Raw genomic sequence first — 19,657 nt, forward strand, 5'->3', positions numbered from 1 at the left:
AATGCTCGGCAGCTCTAGATAAGCGCGGAGGCACCCCGCCGCACACAGAAATCGAACCGTCCAGCAGACACGACAGCAGCCGACACCATCCCAGCTTCCTGTGTGTCGGTAAGGATCATGTCACCAGCCGCAAAGTGGTCCGGAGACCGGAAAGCCGTCAGCGCTGAGGCGTATGGGCGTCGTCGAGTTACTCGCGGACCTGAGCGTTCACTATGGGATGCGCGTCACCACTGTCCGCGCCCAGGCCCACGAGCAGGCGCAGCGCGTCCTCGGCGGGGCTGCCGGGGGCCGCGGACAGCACCAGCAGCTCCATGCCCGATTCATCTGGTAGTGCGAAGTTCTCCTGGTGCAGTTCCAGCAGTCCGATCAGCGGGTGCCGGTACGCCTTGCGTCCATGTGTGCGGGCGCGCACGTCTGCGCGGGCCCAGAGGCGGCGGAAGCGCTCGCTGCCCATCGCCAGTTCGCCGATGAGCGAGGCCAGGCGGGGGTCCTCGGGGTATTTGCCGGCGGCCAGGCGCAGGTGCCCGACCACGTCGAGGGTGCAGTTTTCCCAGTCCGCGTAAAGGCCGCGCTCGGCCTCCTCAAGGAAGATGTGCCGGGCGGTGTTCAGGCCCGGCATCGGCCGGCCGTAGAGGAGCCCGGCGAGGTGGTTCCCGGCGAGCACGTCCAGGCGGTGGTCCATGATCAGCGCGGGTGCGTCGGCGACCAGATCGATAACGCGTAGCAGCTCCGGCCGGACCCGCCCGCCCGGCGCCTTCGCACGGCGGCGGCGCTGCCGGGCGAGCCGGTCGAGGTGCCCGCGTTCGGTCTCGTCGAGGCCGAGGACGCGGGCGAGCGCGTCGAGGACCTGTTCGGAGGGCTGGGTCGCGCGGCCCTGCTCCAATCGTACGTAGTAGTCGACGCTGACTCCGGACAGGTGCGCGACCTCTTCGCGGCGCAGCCCTTCGACCCGGCGGCGGCTGTCGGTGGGGATGCCGACGGCCGCCGGGTCGACCCGGGAACGCCGGGTCCGCAGGAAGCCCGCAAGGTCGTCCATGCCCCTCAGTATGGCCTCGGTGGTGCCCGTGAAGGTGGTCCTGCCGATACCAGGAAGTCCCGTCCGACGGAAGAGGAGCCCCTGAACGCCCGGCGCCGCGGCGCCCAGGATCGGAGGCATCCGATCCGAAGGAGTTCTCATGAAGACGCTGATCGTCTACGCCCACCCGGAACCGAAGTCGCTCAACAGCTCGCTGAAGGACCTCGCGGTGTCCACCTTGGAGACCGCCGGACACGAGGTACGGGTGAGCGATCTGTACGCGATGAACTGGAAGGCGGTCGTGGACGCCGCGGACTACGGCCCCGACGCCTCACGTCCGCTGAAGGTCGCCCTGGACTCGGGCCGGGCCTTCGACGCCGGAACGCTCACCCCGGACGTCCTCGCCGAGCAGGAGAAGCTGCTGTGGGCCGACACGATCATCTTCCAGTTCCCGCTGTGGTGGTACACGATGCCCGCGATCCTCAAAGGCTGGGTGGACCGGGTGTTCACCTACCACTTCGCGTACGGCGTCGGCGAGCACAGCGACACCAAATACGGCGAGCGCTTCGGCGAAGGCACCCTCGCTGGCAGGAGGGCTCTGCTGTCGGTGACCGCCGGCGGCCCGGAGTCGCACTACGCCGCTCGCGGGATCAACGGCCCCATCGATGATCTGCTGTTCCCGATCCACCACGGCATCCTCTACTACCCGGGCATCGAGGTGCTGCCGCCGTTCGTGCTGTACGGCACCGACCGGATGACCAGCGTGGAGTACCCGGATGTCGCCAAGGCCTGGGAGCAGCGCCTGCTCACCCTGGAGTCGACCGAGCCGATCGCGTTCCGGCCGCAGAACTTCGGTGACTACGAGATCCCCTCACTGCACCTCAAGGAGGGACGGGAGCCGGCGGGCCGCACGGGTTTCGGGCTGCACGTGCGCGGCTAACCGCCGACGAAGGACAGGACGAGCTGGGGCGCGAACCCGAGGAGCAGCCCGTCGGTGGTGAGCCGGTCCTCGCGCTCGCCGGCATCGGTCCCGGCCTGGCGGATCCAGCCGCGCAGCGCCTCGGGACGGACGCCCAGCTCGGCGGCCATCCGCTTGAGCACAGGCTTCGGCTCGGTGGTGCGGTACATCCGGACCGCACGCTCACGCAACTCCAGCGGATGTTCCTCGGGGCAGTCATATTCAAAGGTCCTCTCATCCCCCAGGGATGTCTGCTTCCCCCCGGGGGCCTGTGGTGTTTCGGTTCGGCTCTCGCGGACGTCGGCCCGAACGTGCTCGGCTCCATACGGTGGGGACCGGGAGCGGAAGGAGTGGTCCCCGTCGTCGGCGAACAGCGCGTCTCGCACCGCTCGATCGGGACCCCTCCCGGCTCACCGACGGTAGAACGGTGGCCTGTTGAGAGGGAGATGGGCGTCATGGTCGAGCAGACCGCAAGCCGGACGGGAGCGGTGTGGTCGTATCTGGGTACGGCGCTGGTGGGCTTCACGTTCGTCGGCATCTTCGTAATCTGGCTGGTCCCCGTCGTCATCCGTGCGCGGACACAAAACCCGTGGACCCGCGAGCATGCCACGCACGCCGCGAACTTCGGCCTCACCGTGCTCATTGCACTCCTCGGCGGAGCCATGGTGTCGGCCCTGCTCGGGCTTCCGGCGTCATACCCGCAGTCCCAGCCACTGCCGATACTCCTGTGGTCGTGCTACACGCTGGTGGGACTTGTCGCCCTGCTGGTCGGGGCCCTGCGCACTGGACTCGGGCAGGACTTCCGGTTCGTCAAATCGATCTCCCTGCGCCTGCTGGGCTGACCGCCCCAAAAGCCCCTGGGTCAGCCACTACCACCGACGGAGCGCCCCCTTCCCGCCCGCCTCAAGACCTCCGGCTGTCAAGCCGGGGCTCAGGCGAAGCAAAGTGCCATCAACGCCCGGCACGCTGACCACAACGAATGTCGAACGGCTCGGAGAGGACGTGATGGCGCTCCGGTCGTCGTCACTTACGTAGGGGGCCGGTGCATCGATTCGTGGAAACAGGAGGAGCGGTATGTCCTGGCTGATCGTCGGGGGTGAGCTGGCGGTCGTGGCGTTCGTGGTGGTCGTCGTGCGCGGGGTCCTGAGGCACGGGACGGAGGAGCCGGCCCTGGTCGCACTGTGGCTCGTCGGTACCACGGCGGTGCTCGGCCTGGGGTCGTGGGGGCTGATGCTGCTGCCCCCCGTCAACGATGCCGTCCTCGGCGATAAGCCGCGCGACCTGAGGGACTTCGCGCGCACTCGCCGGCACCTCCCGCGAGACCTGCACCAAGGTCCTGGGCGCTTACGCGGACCGTGGCCTGCTACACCTGGCCCGGGGCCGCATCACGGTCCTGGATCCTGCGCGCCTGAAGGACGAAGCCGGATAAGGCCCCTGCTGTGGAAGCGAGGCTTCCCTCGGACGGGCCCTCCTGGTCTGCGACGTGACCGACGACCGGGGCTGACAAGCCCGCCCCGGTGGTACGGGGGAGTCCACCGGAGCAGGCAGTCCCAGCATGGCAGACCTGCGGCTCCAAACGATCCACTTCACGCCGGCTGCTTCACCATGACCTTGCCGCAGAAGCACGTCGGGCTCTGCCGACCAGTGGAGATGAGCGGACCCGCCTTGGTCACGGTCAGCTCGCACCCGCAGTCCGCCTCAGGGCAGCGGTAGACCTCACCTTCACGGAACGGCATGGTCATCACCTCTCTCGTCGCGTCTTCCTCGGTACGTCCGCGACGCTAGAACCCGGCCCCCGGGGCAAGGTCAATAGCGGAGGAAGGAGGTGACGACCGTGACTCCGCGAGCATTGAGCACTGTGCATCGTGAAGTTGCTGGTGACGGGTCTGGTGTGCGCGGGGTTAGGGATGCTCGTGCTGGTCGCGGGCGGATGACTTCGGCGAAGATCGTCGGTCACCGGGAGACTTGGCAGTTCGTCAGGACCAGCAGAGCCCTCACCAGCGCGGTCGCCCACCTCGGGTCGGTGCGTACCTTGCCGAGCACGCGCCAGACACCTCACGATGCCAACGGGTCAAGCAGCGTTGGCGAGTTCGGTGGGGTACGCGGTGAGTTCGTCGTACTCACCCGAACTCAACCCGGACGAGCTGGTCAACGCCGACCTCAAACGCAGCCTGCCTCACACCCACCGGGCCAGGAACCAGACCGAACTCGCCTCCGAAACCCGGCGGTTCTTCCACCGTCGACAACGCCAACCTCACATTGTGCGTGGATACTTCGGCGGCCGACACGTCCGCTACGTCATCGACGAGTGGACCCCATGAGTTTTTGATCAATAGCGGCATGGCGCTGATCGCGGCGGCGTGATCAGCGCCATGCCGCGCGCTCAGTGGCCGAATAATTGCCTATTTGTTCGATATGTCCAGTGCGCGACGCCAGTGCTGTGACCGCGTACGTTCACCGGGTTGGTGATCCCTGAGGTCGGGAGGTGGGCCTCTATATCAACACGAGCCGCCAGGTGTTCATGGCCCCTCCTACAGGCCCAACGAGCGACTCATAGCGGCAGTCACCAAAGCGTGAATCGGCCCCAGGGGTGCTGCCGGGGCCATCGGCTGACTGTTCCGCGTCGCTCAGCTCACCGGTCCCGTCATCGCGAGAGGTCCTACCGTCGGTTCGAGTAGCGACAACGTCCGCCGTTGCGCATCGAGGCCGGCACGGATGCCGACCGGCATCGGCAGGTTCGGGCCGGCATGCCCGAACTCGACGTTGCCCAGGACCGGGATGTCACGGTCGCCGAGGACGTCGAGGACGATCTCGCGCAGGGATGGGGACGCGCCGGGCTCAAGTCCGCCGATCTCACGCGGCACGCCCACGACCATGCCGGAGATCCGGTCGAGGATGCCGCAGTGCCGCATCACCTGCAGATAGCTCCACACGTACGAGGCCAGGCCGCCCATCTCCTCCCAGAACAGCACGGCACTGTCGAACCGCTCCAGCGGCAGCGCGAAGGGTGTCGCCTGCGCCAGCACGATGCGGTTGATCACCCCGCCGATCAGCGGCCCTTCGGCGCGACCTGGACGCCAGCATTCCCACGACGGGCTCGCCGGCAGCGCCCCGATCACCGCGGTACCGGTCAGCAGCCTGCAGTAGAGCTGCTCGAGTTCCGCCTGGCGCGCCGTGGGCGCGGACGGCCACTGGCCGCCGAAGCCGGGGACGGCCATGTCGGCGTGGAACCCGACCAGGCCCGTGCGCCCATGGAGCACCAGGTGCAGCAGCGAAGTGTCGCTGTAGCCGAGGATCGGCTTGGGGTCGGTCTTGATCGCGTCGACGTCGATGAGGTCGAGGTAGCCGAGCGCCGTCTGGCCGCCGTCACTCGCGATAATCGCGCGCACCTCGGGATCACGCAGAAGTCCGTTGAGTTCTGCGGCGATCTCGGCCGGCGTGGCCGCGCTCCACCAATGGTGCCGTCCTACTTCGAGCAGCGGAGCCCGCCGCACGCGGAAACCCATTCGCTCGAACAGTTCCACCGTTCGCTGAACGTTGGGCTCGTAGGCGGTCGGCAGCGGGCCGGACAGCGCGGCGATGACTACGAGGTCTCCGGGCCTGAGGGCACGCGGTCGAAGCAGCTGGGGCCGTGCAGTACCAGTCATGGCGTGAGTGTCGCCGGTGCCATGGGCAGGGTCACGCGATTTTTCCGGTCGCCCGCCCCAGCGGCTGCCCTTCTCGCTGCGACTGTCAGCGATGAGGCCGGACCTGCTTCGAACCGTGCTGAACCATGCATCTGCTAGAGAAAGGGGACTGCTGCAGGGGCGGGTGACGGCGGGGTTTATGCAGCCAGGGCTGCGGCTCGGTCATGATGGTCTCGTACTCGACGGGGGTCAATCGGGCCAGGCGTCTCTGCCGCCGGCGTCGGTGGTAGGTGCGCTCGATCCAGGTGACGATCGCGATCCGCAGTTCCTGGCGGGTGGCCCAGGTACGGCGGTCGAGGACGTTCTTCTGAAGCAGCGCGAAGCGTGGCGATCTGCGGGTCGCGGTCAACCTTTCCGGGAAGCCCGCCGCCATCCCGCTGGGCGCCGGCCGGCACCGGGCCGGCGGGGGGAGGGTGCTGGCCGCCTGGGAGCCGGCCGAGGCCCCGGGCGGCGACGGGGTGCTGCACCTGCCGCCGGAGTCGTGCGTGGTGCTGGCCGACGACCGAGACCGCGCCTCCTGCGGGCGGCCGTCAGATCTTCCCCCGGTCCCACGCGTTCAGCATGCCGTCGAAGGAACGGACCAGGGCCAGTACGGCGGCCCCTGACCGCGGGTCCAGGAACGCTTCTTCAAGATGCACCTGGTTTCCGTGCGCCTTGAATTCCAGTGGCACCCGGCCGCCCTCGCGCCAGATGATGCGGCCCGGTCCACGAGGAAGGTCGCCGCCCCCGCCCAGCACGGCCGCCACGAAGAGGAACGGCAGCAGGGGCGAGAACAGCCACCACACGCACCACCAGACGATCCGGCCCTTGTATCCCACCGCATCGGGTGCGCCGGGCCGGCTCACCGTCCACCGGGTACGCAGCCCCCTCCTGAACGCCTTCTCGCGTACGACGGTGCAGAGGAGCTCACCCTGCGCGCCGAGTACTTGATAGACCGAGACGCCCTTCGCGCAGGAGGCGGTCACCACGGTGGCGACCCGCGCCCCGCGGTACTCGTCCGCCCACAGGACGAAGGAGCGTGCGCCGCTGCCCCGGGCCGCGAGATAGGCGGGCACGCCCCCCGGCGGCAGCTCCCGTTCCACGTGGCCGACCGTCCAGGACGGTCCCGGCTTGACAAAGAGGTTGATCTTGCGGGCGACCGGCTCGGGAGTGACCCCCTCCTGTCGCCTCGGGTGAGTCATCGTCAGCATGCCGACCATCCGGCTTCCCCCTCGTACGGTCCTCGCCGGTGCGAGGACGTACGGATCCTACGGCCGTGAGGGTGCTTGTGCCGCTGGGGCCGGGCAACTCGCGTTCCGAGTAAGGGTCTTCGCCCGGCGACGCCGTGCCGACGCGCGGGAGACGGCTCAGACGACGATGACCCGGCGCCCGCGCGCGTGACCGGCCTGGCTGTCGATGTGCGCCGCCGCGGCCTCGCACCCGCGCGCCGGCCCCGCGGGCGGGACATCAGCGCGTCTCGGCCACCCGCCTGCCACCTCGCCCACCAGTTGTCCACGGCCCTGACCGACACTCTGAACAGGGCCGCAACCTCCGACCGGTCCCGGCCGTCCACCAGCGCGGACACCGCCAGCAGACGTACAGCCTCCTGTGCGTCCGGCGACCAGGCCCGCGCATCCCCCACCAGATCACTCACACACCACCAACGAGCGCGAACACAAAGCGTTTCGGATCAATATGCGTTGGAAGGGTAATCCGCTGCGGGCGGGTTCAAGACCGGTCTCCGAGCTGGCGGGATCGGCCTCACGCCCCGTGAAGTCGTCCATTCTGGACCCGTTGATCTGGTGCGACGTCCCGCTGGAGCCGCCGGGCGCCGCTTCGAAGCCTGCCACCAACGCAACCCGATCCCTGTCCTGCGCGCAGGCCGACGACGTCCCTTGCACCGTGCCGTACGACATCTACGGCACGGCCTACGGAAGAAGTGAGACACCGGCCGGACCCACGCTGATGCCGGGGTCGGCACGGCCCGCCGCTCCGTGCGGGTCGGCCCCCGGCGTACACTCACGGGCGCACCGTCGAGCGACGGCGAACCCGGGGGGGAGACACCGTCCGTGCATGACTACGACGACCCGGCCTGGGGGAGGCCGCTTCCCGTCCGCCCGGCCGCACTGCGCTGGCTGCTGCTTCTCCCCCTGACCCTGGTGTTCCTGCCGCTGTGGTGGGTGGTGTGGGTCTTCCTCGCGGTCTGCCTCTACTGCGTAGCGCCGGTGGCCGAGCTGATCGTCTACATGGTGCCGCGTGCCGAGAACGGCGCGATGCGGGTGCTGAACGCCACGCTGGGCCAGGTGCCGTTCGTCCCGCTCTGGTGCGTGACCCCGGTAACGATGGTGCGGGAGGGCGACACGGCGTACTACCAGGCGCACAGCACGGATCCCGGATACCTCGCCTACGAGCAGCCGCTCCGCGACAGCGGGTTCCTGACGGATCCTGACTCGTCGGGTAGCGACGTAACCGCCGTGGAGGTCCACGGCGGCCGGAAGCCTTGATGGGCAAGGGCTGGGAACGCCGCAGGCGTCGGCTTGTGAACCGGATGTCTCAGGCGGGGCCGGTCGGCGGCGTGCTCGCCGTTCTGCTCAGCCTGGGGCGGGCGAGGAACTCCGACTGCGAGGACGTGTTCGCGGAGACGGCGCTCGCCGTCGACGGCGTGGTGTCGGCCGAGTTCGACTGCAGCGACATGTTCGGCGGCTGGCAGCGGGGCAAGGTGGTCCTGCGGGCCTCGTCATGCGACGAGGCGATTCGGATCATGGACGCGCTGTTGCGGGCGTTCGCCGCCGAGCCGCGCCTCGAACCCCGGTGGGCGACGCCGCAGGAGTACCGCAACGAGGACGGGTCGATCGTCGTCGGCGCGGGGGCCGTCGGATTCTCGGCGGTTCCGACGATCCGTGAGGTGCGCGGACACTACGGAAGGACTGACTGAGTGATACGACGTGAGCGAATGCGGTTGTTGCCGGCTGTCGTGGCGGCGGCGCTGATGCTGTCCGTCTCGGCATGCGGTGCAGCCAAGTGCGAGAAGGCGTTCCCCGCGGCGGCGATGTCGGTCCCCGGTGTGGTCTCCGCAGAATGGGACTGCAGCGAACAGTTCGGCGGCGGCTGGCAGCGCGGTGACGTGGTGATCGAGGCGACCACCGAGGACGAGGCCATCGCGGTGATGGACGCGGCCCTGCGGGCCTTCGCTGCATCGCCCGACCTCGAGGACCGTTGGGCGACCCCGCAGAAGTACGTGACCGAAGACGGGTCGATCATCGTCGGGGCGAACGACGTGGGGTTCAACGGCGCGCCAAATGTCGGCGAGGTGCGCGAGCACTACGGCATCACGCCCGGCTGACACCCGCCAGTACCTCCGGCCGGAGAGAGTCCCGGTCGCCTCGGCGGAGACGGAGCGTGAGCTGGTCGGCCGGGCGCTGACGCGGGGGCTGCTGCTCGACTGCCTGGCCCGCCACCACGTCGGGTGGGCACGGTGGTTCGGCATCGCGCTGGGGTACGCGGCGTGCTCGCGGGAGGAACTGCGCACGGCCCTCCCGGTGCTGGTCGAACCAGGAGTATCAGATCATTGAAGAATCCCATGCGCCGGTCGTGGCGGAGCGGCCTGGCCCGGCCACGCCCAAAGCGAGCGTGAACCGGCCCGGCTGCTGCTCGGCCAGCCAGCCGCGGGCCACCAGCCGTTTCGCCTTCGAACGCAGCGTCTCCACCCGCGCCGGCACCACGTCCATGCCGAACAAGACGGCCATCTCCTGACAGGTCGCCGAGCCCTGCCCGAGCCGGACCCGATCGGCGAGCGCCCGCACGATGCGCTGGTAGTCCACTGACAGCACCGTCCAGGCCAGCCCCTCACGCCACACCGGCACCGGCGACTTCGGCTTCGCCGCCCCCGGCGCTGACGACGTCTTTTCAGCCTGCCCCTCGGCGGCCGGCGCTGCCCGGGCCGCCTGGGCGTGACCTTGCCCGGTCCCGTCCACGGGGGCCAGCACCTCGCCGACCCGCGAACGGGCGATGGCCCACTCCTTCCATTCCTGCTCGGCCACGGCCAACTCGGCCTGGATACGGTCGGCTTCCTCCCGCAACTCGTCCACCCGACGGCGAGTGGCGAGCTCGCGCTGTTCCAGCAGCCCCACGACCGACGGCATCCACGACCTCCACAGGAGCGACAACACAACAGCCCACCACTCCCACAGGTTCGCCGACCCCATGCCCGACCAGCGAAAACGCAGTCCTCAAGTCCGGAAAGACAACAGCTTCTAACGTCGTGACCGAGGGCCTGGGCTGGGGGACTCCGAGGTGAGCGGGCGGGCCTGAGCTGGCGCGGCCCGCCGACGGACCGTCTGCCGGCGGTCCAGGAAGGCGGCCAGGCGCTCGCGACGGCCCTGGGCAACCTGTCGGGCCGCGCCTCCCGCGGCCCGACCCATGACGCCCTGCCCTGTCCTGCGGCCGACGCCGGGCGTGGTCAGGTTCCCGCCACCGCGCTACCCGCCCGCCTCCGTCGGCTCAGACGGCCGGCAGCGCGTACAGCCGCTTGGCGTGCATCGCGGCCAGCCGCTTGCCCGCCGGGACCACATACCACTTCTCGTTCTCACCGGTTTTGTCGTTGTACGTCCAGCGCAGCTTCCCGGTCGCCGCGTCGAAGGCATGCACGCCGCCGTTCTTGTCGTGCTCGGTCGCGCCGTACAGCGTGCCGCCCACCTTGGCGAACTGCCACGCCTCCGCAGCAGAGCCCACCAAGTCCTCGTTGTGCCAGATCTGCTTGCCCGTACCGGGGTCCACCGCCCACATGCCGTACGCGCTGTCGGAGGCGTAGAGCACCCCGTCCAGGACCTGCGGATCGTTGAACCAGGTGAACTTCTCATTCGCCAGCGACCAACGCTCCGTGCCCGCGGCCAGCGCGAACGCCCGCAACCGCTGCCCGTCCGGCACGACCAACAGGTCCTCGTGCACGGCGAAGCGGTAGTAGTTGGACCTGCCGATCTTCTTCGTCCAGAGCTGCCGTCCCGTCGTCGTGTCGCGGACGGTCACGTTCTTCCGGAAATCGGTGTACGCGAGGCGCCCGCCGACGACCGTGGCGGTGATGCCGAACTCCTCGGTCCCCGTGTCCCGCTTTTCACGCCAGACGATCTTGCCGGAGGTGGTGTCGATCGCGGCGATCACGTTGGTCGGCGACGAGAGGTCCTCCTCCAGGATCCCGGCGAGGACGTAGACGTGTCGGTCGTCGGCCGCGATGGGGCGCGGCTGCTCGTACTCCTTGCCCAGGCGGCTGCGCCAGGTCTCCTTGCCCGTGGCCGGATCAAGGCCCACCACGTCGCCGTCGTACTCGGCGCTGGCGAGATAGAGCGTCCCGCCGCCGTTGATCAGCTTGGCGCCGGGAATGGTGACGCCCGGCCGCGACCACTTCTCCTTGCCGCTGACGACGTCACGCCCCACCAGCGGGTCACCCGACACCACGACCGTGCCGCCGATGACCGCGAGCGCGTGGATCCCGGCCAGGTCGTCGTTGGCTGTCTTCTGTTGCCACAGCGGCTTGGGCGCGGTGCCCGGGGGCGGGGTGGTGAAGGTGTCACTGCCCTTGTTGGTGTCACCGCCCTTGCTTCCACCGGGAGTTGTGCTGCCGCCCGACGCGCCCGTCTCCTCCTCGGGGGTGCACCCCCATGCGCCTGCCCCCAGCACGGCCAGGCCGAGGCCCGTCCCTGCCAGCCTGAGCGCCTGCCTGCGTGACACCGCGTGCCCGTCACGTATGCCCATGTCGGTTCCCCGTCCCCGTTTTCGCCCGTATGGTGCCGACGCCCCTCGGACGTCTTGATCGCGGTCAGGCTAGCCGTCAGATTTCGGCCAGTCGTCGGGCGGTACGCAACCGGGACGCGTCCGTGAAACTCCTGTCACACAAGATCAGCGACTCCTGGCACTGGGTGTGGCTCTCCTTGAGGGACGTTCCTGATCAGGCCGTGAGTTCGTAGTTGTGCTGGTCGGGAGTGGGATAGAGGCGTTCGTGTTCGCGGGCGAGGTGGTATCGCCAGTAGGCGTCGAAGTCTCCGTTGTCGATGAGGACTCGGAGCGTGAGGACGGCTTCGGCCCCGTCAAGTCCCCAGCGCCTGCCGTCACCTGATCGCCGACCGCCTCGATATCACCGGCGCCCACTGGGGCCTCGAAGGATCCGAAGCCGTCCTCCGACTCTGAACATTGATCACGAACGGGGACTTCGAGGACTACCGGACCTTCCATGCAGCCCGCGACCACCAACGCCTCTCCCCCAACCGTGGCCAGCAGGACTACAGCCTTACCGCCTGATCCCGGCCGTCACTTCAAAGGATCCACACCCAATTTGCTTGTACTCGGCGGCGGGTATTGGACCAGCCACCGGTGGGGCCGGCTTCCGTGTGCCTGGTATGCGTTCCCGCTCGCCCGACTGATCGCTGCTCGCACGTCCACCGGCATCTGCGCCCGCCAAAGGGCGTTGTTGAGGGACGGTCAGCAGCTCACCAAGATTTGCTGCAGTCCCCGACCCCAACAGGCGTTCCGCCAGGCCAGCGGAGTGGCCACTCAATCCGATCGCGGACCGTCGGACCGTAGACGCCGTCAACTTCCGAGCCGGAGAGACCGAGCCTGTTCGCCTGGAGCCACTTCATGGCGCTGACCATGCCGTCTCCGTAGATCCCATCGCGCCCGCCGGCGTTCATCATCCTGTCGTAGGCGGTGGTCCCTCGGTAGCAGTAGTAGATGGCGTCCTGAACTGCCTTGACTGCGCCTTCTGAGCCCGTCCGGTAGGCGATGTAGCAGGATATCCCGTTGTCGGTTCGTGCTGGATACCTGATGGACACCTCACTTCCGTAGGTCGCAGTGGTGTTGCATACGCCGTATGCGGCCTGGGCTGGGGTCGCTTGCAGCCCGACCGCCGCCACTGCGCTGAGCAGTATGCCAGTGACCGTCACCCGAGACCGCCGGTAAATAGAACGCACTATGTTGCCTTTCTCTTTGCAGGAGGGGGGTATCACAAACGGTCCGTACGGTGAGCCTTTCCATCCTCGGTCTGAGCTGGCGTGATGCAGGCAGAGGATGGCCTGGGCAAGGCTCGTGACGCGGGTGTGTGACGCCCCTTTTCGCTGGCCTCGCTCATGGACCTTAGGGTCATCGCGGGCTTCGGACTTTGTTGTTCATGCAGGGAACTTTGTCAGTCGTGCATCGCCCTGCGGGTGAGGTCATGTGCGACAGCCATGGCCGGTTTCAGCCCTGTACGACGGACACAGTAGCCCGGCCCGGTCGCCGAGTGTGCCGGTCGTTTGACCCACAAGGAACGGCCGCCGCGCACACCGGAATACGGGTAAGGCGGCGGTCGAGACCGCCTCTGGGTTACGGCCGTCGCGTTGTTGAGCTCGACTGCTGCTACCGCTGGGACCATGAGAAGCCGCCTATGGATCCGTCAGATCCGCGGACCGCAGCAGAGGCGCCGGTCACCGCGGAGTGGGTGTAGCTCTCCTCCGGGAAAGCCCTTGAGCTGGGAGAGCGCTGGTTGACGGTGTGGGCGGGGTAGGCGTCCTTCTACTGTGGCGGGTGAAGTAGGGGGGGGCGTCGATGGTGTCGTTGATCGAGGAGTTGGAGACGCGGGAGGCGGTTGCCCGTGTCCGGGTGGAGGAACTCGAGGCGGAGATCGCCGAGTTGACCGCGCGGCTGGTGGGTGAGCGGGAGGTGTGGTCGCGGCTGCGGGTGACGCGCGAGACGGTGGCCCAGGTGCTGGCCGAGCTGTCCGGGCAGGACGTTGCCGAGACTGCGCCGTTGCGGGAACCGGTGGCGGCGGAGGCACCGGTGGTGCCCGAAGTGCGGGTGGTGGGGACGATCATGGTGCCGCACTGGCGGGAAGGTCTCACGATGGACGTCCTGCCGGATGTGTACCGGGACATCGTGGAGGTGATCGCGGGTGCGGCGGGCCCGATGCAGGCCAAGCAGATCGTGCCCCGGATCGGGCTGCCCGCGGTGACCGCGAAGATCGAGGGGACGCGGGGGAAGCTGAAACGGCTGGTGGAACGGGGCTGGCTGATCGAGGACCAGCCCGGACGGTTCGCCCCCGCTCATCCGGGGTCGGGCGGAGAATCGGCGAACTCGCGGAACGATAAAGGCTCTTCTCTCTAACTTCGGAGGTACCACACCAAACCGAAGTCGCTGAAAGAAGAGCCGGTGGAACCTTACGACGCCTTCGATGCCATCGATCCATTCACTGCCGCGACAAGGGCCTTCGACTGCCTGAAAGGCGCGTTGGCCGGGCCGGAGTCGGCCGCGCTGTCCCATCACGAACTCGAGGACCTTGTCGGGCTTCAAGGCCGTGAACTGCTGCGGCTGCTGTTCCAGGGGCATCTCGATCGGGTGTGGCTCTCCTTGAGGGACGTTCCTGATCAGGCCGTGAGGTTGTAGTTGTGCTGGTCGGGAGTGGGGTAGAGGCGTTCGTGTTCGCGGGCGAGGTGGTATCGCCAGTAGGCGGCAAAATCACCGTTGTCGATGAGGGCTCGGAGCGTGAGGACGGCTTCGGCCCCGGCGAGTCCCCAGCGGCTGCCGGTGATGTCGAGGCGGTCGCCGATCAAGTACCGGCAAGCTCCTTCGATCGGGCCGGTGGCGATCGGCCAGCCGGCTGCGAGGGCGGTGTCGTAGCGAAGCTGGTCGAGGTGTCCGGTGAGGTAGCGGACGCAGGCGTCGGCGCTTTCGCGCCTCGTCCCGTGCAGGTGGGCCCGGTCGGCCTCGGCCGTGATCTCGGTGGCGGCTCGGTCTGCCTGCCCGTGGAGGACCGTGGTGAGGTGACCGGCGACCCAGACTTCGGCGTCGGGAGTGCCGGGCTTGTGGAAGCAGTGGGCCGCTGCCCAGACGTACTCGGCCACGTGCACGAAGTCGAGCAGGACGTGCACCTTGATATGGCGCCGGTCGGCTTCGGCTCGGATCAACTCCAGCTGGTGGCGGGCGCCGTCCACCAAAACCACCCAGTCGCGCAGATGGTCCCGGTCGCGGGCTTCGGCCTGTTCAAATGCGGCGGCGATCACGTGCTCGGGCGGGTGGACCAGGGAGGCGGTGAGCCACTTGCGCTGTGCTCTTGGCCCCGGGCGAGGCGTCCGTGTGGTGCTGCGGCCCTCGGGCGGGGCAATCACGTCATGGGGTCGGCGCGGGGCGGGGTCGGCATCGAAGACGCAGGCCAGGGTGGCCATTCGCTTGCGGTGCGGTTTCTCGCCCGGAGCCAGTCGGGTGCGCAGAGCCCGCCGGCCGTTCAGGTGTGCTTTCAGTGTCGCGGGCCGCAGGGCCTCGGGCCGCATGACGACGCCCTTGCCGTCGGCCTGCATCACGAGTGCGGTCGCGGCGGTTGACGGGAGCGGAATCGTGCACCGGTAGAAGTCATCGACGTCCACCGCTGCGGCCACGACCAGCAGTTCAGCCTGCCGTTTGCCCAGGACCTTCCCGCAGCTGCGGTCAATTGCCTCTTTGGCCTGGTCGTAGGAGCCGCGGACGGCTTCGAGGACGGCGAGGCGACGCAGGCCGTGGGAGTGCAGGTGGGCGGGCAGTGAGAGTTCCGCATCGGCCGGGTGCACGCTGGTCTGGCCCTTGCCCCGCCAGGCGGTCCGCGTGATGGTGACCGTGCCGAACACGCAGGCCAGCAGGCGGGAATGCCCCATCTCATGGTGCGGGCGGACGTGTCCGTCCGCACCACGGACCACCCTTGCGTCGGTCTGCCGTATCTGTTCCCGCTCCCGCATCTCCCGCAGATCGAGATGGGTGTGGCTCTCTTCCGGGGAAGTGCTGAGCTGGGAGAACGCTGGTTGATGGTGTGGGCGGGGTAGGTGTTCTTCTACTGTGGCGGGTGAAGTAGGGGGCGTCGATGGTGTCGTTGATCGAGGAGTTGGAGGCGCGGGAGGCGGGGATCGTCGAGTTGACCTCACGGCTGGCAGGTGAGCGGGAAGCGTGGTCGCGGCTGCGGGTGGCGCGCGAGACGGTGACCGAGGTGCTCGCCGAGTTGGCCGGGCAGGACGTGGCTGAGCCGGTGACACTGCAGGAGCCGGTGGAACCCGAGGTGCGGGTGGTGGGGGCGGTCATGGTGCCGCACTGGCGGGAAGGTCTCAAGCGACCTCGCCAACTACGTCATGTACGCGACAGCCACGACGGGCGAGGGCGAATCGCCCCACTCATTCATCGACAGCCTCATCCAGCTCAGGATCTCGCCTGACTCGGGGAAACGGGCCGGATCAGCTGGAGATCCAGCTGCCGATCAGTCGCAGCGCGTCGGCGGACGGGGAGCCGGGCCGGGCTGAGTAGGCGATCAGCTTCCAGCCGCCGGTCCCGGCCACGCCCACGGCCTCGTAATGCAGGTCGAGTGGTCCTACCAGCGGGTGGTCGAGCTGGTAGCGGCCGTGCGACTTGTCGTTGACGTCCTGCTGGGCCCACAACTGGCGGAACTCCTGGCTGCGCATGGACAAGGTGCCGATGAGCTCGATGAGCTGCGGGTCGTCGGCGTGCCGGCCGGCGTTCAGACGCAGGTAGGCGACGGTGTCGGCACGCTTGCGCGGCAGGCTCTGCCCGAACAGCTCGCGAAAGGACTGGTCGAAGAAGACCAGCCGGGCGGCGTTGCGTTCGGCTGCCTGCAGTGTGGGGAAGTCGGCGAACACGCCCCTGGCCAGGTCGTTCCAGGCGAGGAACTCCGCGCGCGGTCCCACGATGTAGGCCGGCCCGGCCAGGGAGTCCAGCAGCATCCGTAACGAGGCACGCACGGTGGCCACCGGCTCCTGCTGGACGCGACCGGGCCCGGGACGGGCCAGGTTGCGCAGGTGGCGGGTCTCGTCGGCGCTGAGCCGCAGGGCCCGGGCGATCGCGTCGAGCACGTGCTCGGACACGTGAGGATTGCGTCCCTGCTCCAGCCGTACGTAGTGATCGATGCTCACCCCGGCGAGCTGGGCGAGCTCCTCTCTGCGCAGCCCCGGCACCCGGCGCCGGCCGTGCGTGGTCAGCCCGACCTCCTGCGGCGTCACCCGGTCCCGCCGAGAACGCAGGAACATGCTCAGCTCTGTCCGTCGATCCACACCCCCATTATGGGCGGACCCCACCCCGCCAGGGTGGGGAGCTTTTCCCCAGGACGGACCCGCCCTGGTACGGCTCGCGCGGCCCGGCCGACAGTGGTCGGCATGAAGCACGCAGCCATCGTGATCGCCGCCTTCATCGCCCTCACCGCCTGCAGCGCCGAGACCGAGACCCCGGCGGGCGCGGCCACCCGACCCCCGGCGTCAGCGGGCACGCCCACGCGGAGCACGTCGGGCACGCCGGGGAGCGAGGGCATTCTCGCAGCGCTCGCCGGCACCTGGGCCAGCAAGGACGGCGACCTCGCCCTGCGGCTCGACCGCGACGGCACCTTCGAGGAGGACCTCAACGGCACCCGGGCGGCCTTCAAGGGCAGCTATGTGGTCCGCGAGAAGAGCTTCCACCTGAACGCCGACAGCGGCGCCAAGGCCGAGGGCAGCATCGTCGGCGATTTCCACCACCTGGAACTCAGCGGCCACGAGCTGTGCGCTGACGCGCTGCCAGCCGCGTTCCACCCGGCCAGGTGAGGGCGCTCGGCGCCAAGAGTGGAGTCCTTGCCGTGACCGGGGTGGAACCACGTGCCATCCGACAGGCGGCGCGAAAACGCGCGCTGGGTCATGCGGCAGACCCGACCGTAAGCCGTCCGGCATGCGGGGATCCCGCCGCCATCTATTGCCATGGAAAGGGAGAACAATGCTTGCCAAGCACGCGCTGGGACGTACCGGGATGGAGATCACCCGGGTGGGGTTCGGATCCTGGGTGGTAGCCGGGTCCGGCTGGATGTTCAGCTGGGGCGACACCGACGACGCCGAGTCGGTCTCGGCCATCCGGCACGCGATCGACTCGGGCGTGAACTGGATCGACACCGCCGCTGTGTACGGCCTCGGCCACGCGGAGGAACTGGTCGGGAAGGCGATCGCGAACCTTTCCGAGAAGCCGTACGTCTTCACCAAGGCCGGCCTGGTGTGGGACCGGGACAACCCGTCGGCCGCGCCCCGGCGGATCATGAAACCCGCCAGCGTGCGCCGCGAGGTCGAGGACTCACTGCGGCGGCTGGGCGTGGAACGGATCGACCTGCATCAAGTGCACTGGCCCGACACCGGCGAGTCCCTGGAGTACGCCGGTGACGGCTTCGGCGCGGTATCGCCCAACGCCACTCCGCTGGAGGAGTACTGGCAGGTCATGGCCGATCTGAAGGCCGAGGGCAAGGTCGGTGCGATCGGCCTGTCCAACCATGATGTGGCGCAGCTGGCAGCGGCCGAGAAGATCGCGCACGTGGACGCGATCCAGCCGCCGTTCTCGGCGATCAACCGGTCGGCCGCGGCCGAGGTCGCGTGGGCAGCCGCCAACGGCACCGGCGTGATCGCCTACTCGCCGATGCAGTCCGGACTGCTGACCGGCGCGTTCACCGCCGAGCGGGCGGCGTCGCTGGGCGCCGACGACTGGCGGTCCGCGCATGCCGACTTCACCACCGGGCTGGCCGCCAACCTCCGGCTCGCCGACGCCCTGAAGCCGATCGCCGCGCGACACGGGGTGAGCGTGGCCGAGGTGGCCATCGCCTGGGTGCTGGCCTGGCCGGGCATCAGCGGCGCCATCGTGGGCGCGCGCACGGCCTCCCAGGTCGACGGCTGGACCGGTGCAGGGGAACTGGAGCTGACCGCCGCCGATCTGGACGAGATCGGCGCCGCCATCACCGCCACGGGCGCAGGTACCGGACCGGCCAAGGCTCGAAACGCAGGGTGAACCGCACCTGTCGCATTGCTGGCGTTGGCCATCGGCGCCTTCGCCATCGCCACACCGGGTTCGTGATCGCGGGACTGGTGCGGCGGCCGGTCTTCGGTGGCCTTGCGCACGTGCGGGAAGACTCTTGGGCGCGGCTCGCGGCTCGTACAAAATTTTCGGGCTCACCAGTGGAGGCGACGGCGAGCTCCGCTACGTACCGGCCATGCCGCCTCCCGCGTCCAGGTTCGCCACTCGACGGACGCCGGCAACACGCCGGTAGGAGGCGTCCAGAAGTTCGGCCACCTCCTGCCTGAAGTTCCCCCCGCGAACTGGACAGCGGGTGTTTACGCTGCCGGGGCGAGGTTCTGCCTGAGCAGGGATCTCGTTTCGAGCGGGGTGACGTACCCGTAGTCGGGGTGCCGACGGAGTCGGCTGCGGTTGTACTCGACCTCGATGTAGCGGAAAACGTCGGCCCGGGCCGCCTCGCGGGTCTCCCACACGGTCGTCCCGATCTCCGCTTTCAGGATGGCGAACCAGCTTTCCGCGGCGGCGTTATCGTAACAAGAGCCGACGCGTCCCATCGACTGCCTCATGCGCAACTTGCCTATTTCGGTGCGGAATTCGTCACTCGTGTATTCACTGCCGCGATCCGTGTGCATGATGCAGCGGTACTCCAGGCCGCCACGCCCGGCCGCCATCCGCAGGGCAGCGACCGGCAGCTCGGCGCGGTGGTGGTCGGCCATCGCCCAGCCGACCACCTCCCGCGTCGCGAGATCGATGCAGGTCGCCAGATACAACTTGCCTTCCAGCGTGACAAGTTCGGTCATGTCTCCGACCAAGCGCATCCCGGGCCGGGGTGCGGTGAAGTCCCGGCCGATCAGGTCGAGCGCGAACACCGCCCGCTTCGCCTGCCGGGTCAGGCCCCGACGCCGGCGGCGGGTGATCCCGGCGATCCGGTGTTTGCGCATCAGCCGCTCGACCTTCTTGGAGTTCACCGCCCGCCCGGCCCGCCGCAGGGCGGCGTGGACACGCGGGGCCCCGTAGGCACCGCGAGATCCGGCATGCAGCACCCGGATCTCGCCCACCAGCACCTCCTCGGCCCGCTCCCGCACCGCCCGGGCCGGCCCTGCCGCCCTGTGCGCGTAGTAGGTGGAACGGGACACCCCCAGCACACGGCACAGAAACGCAACGCTGTGACCTGCGAGATTCCCCTCCGATGCCTTCTCCGCATCGATGAGGTGACACCGTGCCGCGGTG

The 19,657-nt window shown here is 68.8% G+C and carries 20 protein-coding genes and 8 pseudogenes; 14 read left to right on the plus strand and 14 right to left on the minus strand.

Features of this window, described 5'->3' with window-relative positions; all coding sequences use genetic code 11:
* Positions 1-187: 187 nt before the first annotated feature.
* Positions 188-1,036, minus strand: a complete 849-nt coding sequence (locus tag QF035_RS54730; protein WP_307530682.1) for a helix-turn-helix transcriptional regulator — start codon at positions 1,034-1,036, stop codon at positions 188-190.
* 139 nt (positions 1,037-1,175) lie between these two features.
* On the opposite strand from QF035_RS54730, the gene QF035_RS54735 reads away from it, so the two are divergent.
* Positions 1,176-1,955 (plus strand): NAD(P)H-dependent oxidoreductase, encoded by a 780-nt coding sequence (locus QF035_RS54735; RefSeq protein ID WP_307530685.1) that lies wholly within the window; start codon positions 1,176-1,178, stop codon positions 1,953-1,955.
* On the opposite strand, the gene QF035_RS54740 is transcribed toward QF035_RS54735, so the two are convergent.
* Positions 1,952-2,164, minus strand: coding sequence for a transposase (locus QF035_RS54740; protein WP_307530687.1), 213 nt, complete (start codon positions 2,162-2,164; stop codon positions 1,952-1,954). The two genes, QF035_RS54735 and QF035_RS54740, sit on opposite strands and share 4 nt — an antisense overlap.
* 264 nt (positions 2,165-2,428) lie before the next feature.
* On the opposite strand from QF035_RS54740, the gene QF035_RS54745 reads away from it, so the two are divergent.
* Complete coding sequence (locus tag QF035_RS54745; RefSeq protein ID WP_307530689.1) at positions 2,429-2,815, plus strand: DUF4870 domain-containing protein; 387 nt, start codon at positions 2,429-2,431, stop codon at positions 2,813-2,815.
* 470 nt (positions 2,816-3,285) lie between these two features.
* A pseudogene (locus QF035_RS54750) lies at positions 3,286-3,402 on the plus strand (helix-turn-helix domain-containing protein); the annotation flags it as partial.
* A gap of 157 nt (positions 3,403-3,559) precedes the next feature.
* On the opposite strand, the gene QF035_RS54755 reads toward QF035_RS54750, so the two are convergent.
* On the minus strand, positions 3,560-3,709 hold the full coding sequence (locus tag QF035_RS54755; RefSeq protein WP_307530691.1) for a hypothetical protein: 150 nt from the start codon (positions 3,707-3,709) through the stop codon (positions 3,560-3,562).
* A 324-nt stretch (positions 3,710-4,033) separates the two neighbouring features.
* Here QF035_RS54755 and QF035_RS54760 point away from each other — a divergent pair, with 324 nt between their 5' ends.
* A complete protein-coding gene (locus QF035_RS54760; protein WP_373466909.1) occupies positions 4,034-4,294 on the plus strand; it encodes a hypothetical protein in 261 nt (86 codons plus the stop codon).
* Positions 4,295-4,600: 306 nt separating this feature from the next.
* Here the strand turns inward: QF035_RS54760 and QF035_RS54765 are convergent, their stop codons facing one another.
* Positions 4,601-5,620 (minus strand): S66 peptidase family protein, encoded by a 1,020-nt coding sequence (locus tag QF035_RS54765; protein WP_307530693.1) that lies wholly within the window; start codon positions 5,618-5,620, stop codon positions 4,601-4,603.
* A gap of 199 nt (positions 5,621-5,819) precedes the next feature.
* Positions 5,820-5,981, minus strand: a pseudogene (locus QF035_RS54770) (IS3 family transposase); the annotation flags it as partial.
* On the opposite strand from QF035_RS54770, the pseudogene QF035_RS54775 reads away from it, so the two are divergent.
* A pseudogene (locus QF035_RS54775) lies at positions 5,980-6,162 on the plus strand (DUF3459 domain-containing protein); the annotation flags it as partial. The pseudogenes QF035_RS54770 and QF035_RS54775 sit on opposite strands and share 2 nt — an antisense overlap.
* 27 nt (positions 6,163-6,189) lie before the next feature.
* Here the strand turns inward: QF035_RS54775 and QF035_RS54780 are convergent.
* The gene (locus QF035_RS54780) at positions 6,190-6,849 is read right to left on the minus strand and encodes a hypothetical protein (RefSeq protein ID WP_257551534.1); all 660 of its coding nucleotides are present in this window, start codon (positions 6,847-6,849) and stop codon (positions 6,190-6,192) included.
* 290 nt (positions 6,850-7,139) lie between these two features.
* Positions 7,140-7,292: pseudogene (locus QF035_RS54785) on the minus strand (IS630 family transposase); the annotation flags it as partial.
* Positions 7,293-7,707: 415 nt separating this feature from the next.
* Between QF035_RS54785 and QF035_RS54790 the strand changes: the two are divergent.
* From QF035_RS54790 to QF035_RS54800, 3 genes are read left to right on the plus strand one after another with little or no spacing between them, the layout of a single operon-like run.
* Positions 7,708-8,142 carry a hypothetical protein gene (locus QF035_RS54790; protein WP_307530696.1) on the plus strand — a complete coding sequence of 145 codons (435 nt, stop codon included), beginning with the start codon at positions 7,708-7,710 and terminating at the stop codon, positions 8,140-8,142.
* 44 nt (positions 8,143-8,186) lie between these two features.
* Positions 8,187-8,573 (plus strand): hypothetical protein, encoded by a 387-nt coding sequence (locus tag QF035_RS54795; RefSeq protein WP_307530698.1) that lies wholly within the window; start codon positions 8,187-8,189, stop codon positions 8,571-8,573.
* A gap of 39 nt (positions 8,574-8,612) precedes the next feature.
* The gene (locus QF035_RS54800; RefSeq protein ID WP_307530700.1) at positions 8,613-8,981 is read left to right on the plus strand and encodes a hypothetical protein; all 369 of its coding nucleotides are present in this window, start codon (positions 8,613-8,615) and stop codon (positions 8,979-8,981) included.
* A 217-nt stretch (positions 8,982-9,198) separates the two neighbouring features.
* On the opposite strand, the gene QF035_RS54805 is transcribed toward QF035_RS54800, so the two are convergent.
* Together QF035_RS54805 and QF035_RS54810 are read right to left on the minus strand one after the other, a co-directional pair.
* Positions 9,199-9,780, minus strand: coding sequence for a hypothetical protein (locus tag QF035_RS54805; RefSeq protein ID WP_307530702.1), 582 nt, complete (start codon positions 9,778-9,780; stop codon positions 9,199-9,201).
* Positions 9,781-10,138: 358 nt separating this feature from the next.
* A complete protein-coding gene (locus QF035_RS54810) occupies positions 10,139-11,386 on the minus strand; it encodes an outer membrane protein assembly factor BamB family protein (protein ID WP_307530704.1) in 1,248 nt (415 codons plus the stop codon).
* A gap of 336 nt (positions 11,387-11,722) precedes the next feature.
* On the opposite strand from QF035_RS54810, the pseudogene QF035_RS54820 reads away from it, so the two are divergent.
* A pseudogene (locus tag QF035_RS54820) lies at positions 11,723-11,929 on the plus strand (ISKra4 family transposase); the annotation flags it as partial.
* A gap of 188 nt (positions 11,930-12,117) precedes the next feature.
* Here the strand turns inward: QF035_RS54820 and QF035_RS54825 are convergent.
* Positions 12,118-12,570 (minus strand): peptidoglycan-binding protein, encoded by a 453-nt coding sequence (locus QF035_RS54825; RefSeq protein ID WP_307530705.1) that lies wholly within the window; start codon positions 12,568-12,570, stop codon positions 12,118-12,120.
* A 640-nt stretch (positions 12,571-13,210) separates the two neighbouring features.
* On the opposite strand from QF035_RS54825, the gene QF035_RS54830 reads away from it, so the two are divergent.
* Positions 13,211-13,765 carry a hypothetical protein gene (locus QF035_RS54830; RefSeq protein ID WP_307530707.1) on the plus strand — a complete coding sequence of 185 codons (555 nt, stop codon included), beginning with the start codon at positions 13,211-13,213 and terminating at the stop codon, positions 13,763-13,765.
* A gap of 45 nt (positions 13,766-13,810) precedes the next feature.
* Positions 13,811-14,044 carry a hypothetical protein gene (locus QF035_RS54835; RefSeq protein ID WP_307530709.1) on the plus strand — a complete coding sequence of 78 codons (234 nt, stop codon included), beginning with the start codon at positions 13,811-13,813 and terminating at the stop codon, positions 14,042-14,044.
* Here QF035_RS54835 and QF035_RS54840 read toward each other — a convergent pair.
* A pseudogene (locus QF035_RS54840) lies at positions 14,026-15,384 on the minus strand (ISKra4 family transposase); the annotation flags it as partial. The gene QF035_RS54835 and the pseudogene QF035_RS54840 overlap by 19 nt on opposite strands.
* Before the next feature lie 104 nt (positions 15,385-15,488).
* Here QF035_RS54840 and QF035_RS54845 point away from each other — a divergent pair.
* A complete protein-coding gene (locus QF035_RS54845; RefSeq protein ID WP_307532079.1) occupies positions 15,489-15,833 on the plus strand; it encodes a hypothetical protein in 345 nt (114 codons plus the stop codon).
* 19 nt (positions 15,834-15,852) lie between these two features.
* Here QF035_RS54845 and QF035_RS54850 read toward each other — a convergent pair whose 3' ends face one another.
* A complete protein-coding gene (locus tag QF035_RS54850; RefSeq protein WP_373467044.1) occupies positions 15,853-16,659 on the minus strand; it encodes a helix-turn-helix transcriptional regulator in 807 nt (268 codons plus the stop codon).
* Positions 16,660-16,785: 126 nt separating this feature from the next.
* Here QF035_RS54850 and QF035_RS54855 point away from each other — a divergent pair, with 126 nt between their 5' ends.
* Complete coding sequence (locus QF035_RS54855; protein WP_307530712.1) at positions 16,786-17,205, plus strand: Atu4866 domain-containing protein; 420 nt, start codon at positions 16,786-16,788, stop codon at positions 17,203-17,205.
* Here the strand turns inward: QF035_RS54855 and QF035_RS54860 are convergent.
* Positions 17,178-17,273: pseudogene (locus QF035_RS54860) on the minus strand (MBL fold metallo-hydrolase); the annotation flags it as partial. The gene QF035_RS54855 and the pseudogene QF035_RS54860 sit on opposite strands and share 28 nt — an antisense overlap.
* A gap of 98 nt (positions 17,274-17,371) precedes the next feature.
* Between QF035_RS54860 and QF035_RS54865 the strand changes: the two are divergent.
* On the plus strand, positions 17,372-18,421 hold the full coding sequence (locus tag QF035_RS54865; RefSeq protein ID WP_307530714.1) for an aldo/keto reductase: 1,050 nt from the start codon (positions 17,372-17,374) through the stop codon (positions 18,419-18,421).
* Between the two features lie 323 nt (positions 18,422-18,744).
* Here the strand turns inward: QF035_RS54865 and QF035_RS54870 are convergent.
* Positions 18,745-19,644, minus strand: a pseudogene (locus tag QF035_RS54870) (IS3 family transposase); the annotation flags it as partial.
* Positions 19,645-19,657 lie beyond the last annotated feature (13 nt).

It is taken from the genome of Streptomyces umbrinus (assembly GCF_030817415.1).
GTDB classification, from domain to species: domain Bacteria; phylum Actinomycetota; class Actinomycetes; order Streptomycetales; family Streptomycetaceae; genus Streptomyces; species Streptomyces umbrinus_A.

Coding starts and splice junctions, on each gene's coding strand:
- QF035_RS54730 (WP_307530682.1), bottom strand. CDS start 1,036: ATGGACGACCTTGCGGGCTTCCTGCGGACCCGGCGTTCCCGGGTCGAC.
- QF035_RS54735 (WP_307530685.1), top strand. CDS start 1,176: ATGAAGACGCTGATCGTCTACGCCCACCCGGAACCGAAGTCGCTCAAC.
- QF035_RS54745 (WP_307530689.1), top strand. CDS start 2,429: ATGGTCGAGCAGACCGCAAGCCGGACGGGAGCGGTGTGGTCGTATCTG.
- QF035_RS54755 (WP_307530691.1), bottom strand. CDS start 3,709: ATGCCGTTCCGTGAAGGTGAGGTCTACCGCTGCCCTGAGGCGGACTGC.
- QF035_RS54760 (WP_373466909.1), top strand. CDS start 4,034: ATGCCAACGGGTCAAGCAGCGTTGGCGAGTTCGGTGGGGTACGCGGTG.
- QF035_RS54765 (WP_307530693.1), bottom strand. CDS start 5,620: ATGACTGGTACTGCACGGCCCCAGCTGCTTCGACCGCGTGCCCTCAGG.
- QF035_RS54780 (WP_257551534.1), bottom strand. CDS start 6,849: ATGCTGACGATGACTCACCCGAGGCGACAGGAGGGGGTCACTCCCGAG.
- QF035_RS54795 (WP_307530698.1), top strand. CDS start 8,187: ATGTCTCAGGCGGGGCCGGTCGGCGGCGTGCTCGCCGTTCTGCTCAGC.
- QF035_RS54805 (WP_307530702.1), bottom strand. CDS start 9,780: ATGCCGTCGGTCGTGGGGCTGCTGGAACAGCGCGAGCTCGCCACTCGC.
- QF035_RS54810 (WP_307530704.1), bottom strand. CDS start 11,386: ATGGGCATACGTGACGGGCACGCGGTGTCACGCAGGCAGGCGCTCAGG.
- QF035_RS54830 (WP_307530707.1), top strand. CDS start 13,211: ATGGTGTCGTTGATCGAGGAGTTGGAGACGCGGGAGGCGGTTGCCCGT.
- QF035_RS54845 (WP_307532079.1), top strand. CDS start 15,489: ATGGTGTCGTTGATCGAGGAGTTGGAGGCGCGGGAGGCGGGGATCGTC.
- QF035_RS54850 (WP_373467044.1), bottom strand. CDS start 16,659: ATGTTCCTGCGTTCTCGGCGGGACCGGGTGACGCCGCAGGAGGTCGGG.
- QF035_RS54855 (WP_307530712.1), top strand. CDS start 16,786: ATGAAGCACGCAGCCATCGTGATCGCCGCCTTCATCGCCCTCACCGCC.
- QF035_RS54865 (WP_307530714.1), top strand. CDS start 17,372: ATGCTTGCCAAGCACGCGCTGGGACGTACCGGGATGGAGATCACCCGG.